Source organism: bacterium (genome assembly GCA_016873475.1).
Lineage (GTDB): Bacteria > Krumholzibacteriota > Krumholzibacteriia > JACNKJ01 > JACNKJ01 > VGXI01.
Window position 1 is genome coordinate 1 of record VGXI01000353.1, and the last position, 2169, is coordinate 2169.

The window sequence follows — 2169 nt, forward strand, 5'->3', positions numbered from 1 at the left end:
AAAACAAGCGCAGCGCCGAGGCGAAGACGCTCTTCCTCATGTACGGCAAGGGGGAGCGGCCGCTGATCCGGCGGGCGGGCCCCAGCGATGACTGCGACATGCTCATCGAGGTGGACGAGCGACTCTCCGGCGAGTGCATCGAGATCCCGGCGGACATGGTCATCCTCATGGTGGGCATGGAGGCGCGCCCCGACGCCGCCGAGGTTGCCCACACGGTCAACATCAGCCAGGACAAGGACGGCTGGTTCATCGAAAGCCACCCGAAGCTGGATCCCGTGGCGACGACGACAGACGGCGTGTACATCGCCGGCACTTGCGCCGCGCCGAAGGACATCCCGGACTCGGTGGCCCAGGCGCGCGCGGCGGCGGGGCGCATCCTGGCCCGGATCGCCAAAGGCAAGATCGAGATCGACGGCGTCTTTGCCGAGGTCAACGAGCAACTCTGCTCGGGCTGCCGGGTCTGCAACGAGCTCTGCCCCTACAGCGCGATCGAATTCGATGGGGACGCCAAGCGCAGCCGCGTGATTCCCGCCGCTTGCAAGGCCTGCGGGGCCTGCGTGGCGGGCTGCCCGGCGGCCGCGATCAAGGGTCGCCACTTCACGGACGCGCAGATCCTCGCCCAGATCGAGGGGGTGCTGGTGTGAGCTACGAACCGCGCATCGTCGGCTTTCTCTGCAACTGGTGCTCCTACACGGGGGCGGACCTGGCGGGCACCAGCCGCATCCAGTATCCGGCGAACGTGCGCGTCATCCGCGTGCTGTGCTCGGCGCGTGTGGATCCCACCTTCGTGGTGCACGCCCTGGCCTCCGGCGCGGACGGCGTGCTCATCTGCGGCTGCCATCCGGGGGACTGCCACTACGCCGAGGGCAACTACAAGACGATGCGCCGCTTCCCGCTGCTCAAGCGGCTCCTGGCCGCCTACGGGATCGAGCAGGAGCGGGTGCGGCTCGAGTGGGTGTCGGCGAGCGAAGGCCAGCGCTTCGCCGACGTGGTCGCCGACATGACGGAGCGTTTGCGCGCCCTTGGCCCCTGCCGCGTGCGCAGCGGACTGGAAGCCGACCTAGTGACGAGGTGAAAGCATGGGAGCAGGCAAGCTGCAAGTCGCGCTGTACTGGGGATCCGCCTGCGGGGGCTGCGACGTGGCGGTGCTCGACACGAACGAGTTCATCCTCGACGTGGCCGCGGCGGCCGACATCCGCTTCTGGCCCATCGCCGTCGACGGCAAGTACCGGGACCTGGAGGCGATGGCCGACGGCGAGCTGGACCTGACGCTCTTCAACGGCGCCGTCCGCAACAGCGAGAACGAGCACGTCGCCAAGCTCCTGCGGCGCAAGAGCAAGCTGCTCGTCGCCTTCGGCTCCTGTTCCCACTTGGGAGGCATTCCGGGGCTGGCCAACCTGACCAGCCGCGACGCCATCCTCGCCACCGTCTACCATGGCAACGCCTCGCTGGAGCCGGGCAGCAGCGGCCTGCCGCAGACCGTCACCCCCGTGAACGGCGCCGAGCTCGAGCTGCCGACCCTCTACCACCGGGTCTACCGGCTCGCCGACATCGTGGCGGTCGACTACTTCGTGCCCGGCTGCCCGCCGGCGCCGGCGCAGGTGCAGAGCGTGCTCACCGCGGTGGTCAAGGGCGAGCTGCCGGCGCGCGGCTCGGTGGTGGGCGCCGGCGAGCGGACCGTCTGCGACGAGTGCAAGCGCACGAAGTCGACCAAGGCCATCAAGCGCTTCTTCCGGCCCTGGGAGATCATCCAGGACCCGGAGCGCTGCCTGCTCGAGCAGGGCATCCTCTGCCTGGGCTCGGCCACCCGCTCGGGCTGCGGCGTGCGCTGCCCGGGCAGCAACCAGGGCTGCCGCGGCTGCTACGGTCCGGCGCCGGGGGTGACGGACCAGGGGGCGAAGTTCCTCTCCGCCGTCAGCTCGACCATCGACAGCAAGGATCCCCGGGAGATCGAAACGATCCTGGGTGGGTTGCCGGACTTCATCAGCTTCGCCTATCGCTTCGGCCTACCGGCCTCGCGCCTGCAGAGGAGGCATGGCGGATGACGCGCACGATCACCATCGATCCCATCACGCGCCTCGAGGGCCACGGCAAGATCGCCATCCACCTCGACGAAGCAGGCGCCGTCGCCGACTGCTTCTTCCAGATCCCCGAATTGCGCGGTTTCGA

At 69.1% G+C, this 2169-nt stretch carries 3 protein-coding genes; all 3 read left to right on the forward strand.

The annotated features are described in order from the left end of the window. Nucleotides 1-644: CoB--CoM heterodisulfide reductase iron-sulfur subunit A family protein (locus FJ251_15675; GenBank protein MBM4119142.1), on the forward strand; the 644-nt coding region annotated here is incomplete at its 5' end. Further along, the gene (locus tag FJ251_15680; protein ID MBM4119143.1) at nt 641-1075 is read left to right on the forward strand and encodes a hydrogenase iron-sulfur subunit; all 435 of its coding nucleotides are present in this window, start codon (nt 641-643) and stop codon (nt 1073-1075) included. The genes FJ251_15675 and FJ251_15680, both read left to right, overlap by 4 nt. Nucleotides 1076-1079: 4 nt before the next feature. Beyond that, a complete protein-coding gene (locus FJ251_15685; GenBank protein ID MBM4119144.1) occupies nt 1080-2045 on the forward strand; it encodes an oxidoreductase in 966 nt (321 codons plus the stop codon). Nucleotides 2046-2169: the final 124 nt, after the last annotated feature.

Excerpts from the sequence above, each read along its gene's own strand:
- FJ251_15685 (MBM4119144.1), top strand. The coding sequence starts at position 1,080 with ATGGGAGCAGGCAAGCTGCAAGTCGCGCTGTACTGGGGATCCGCCTGC.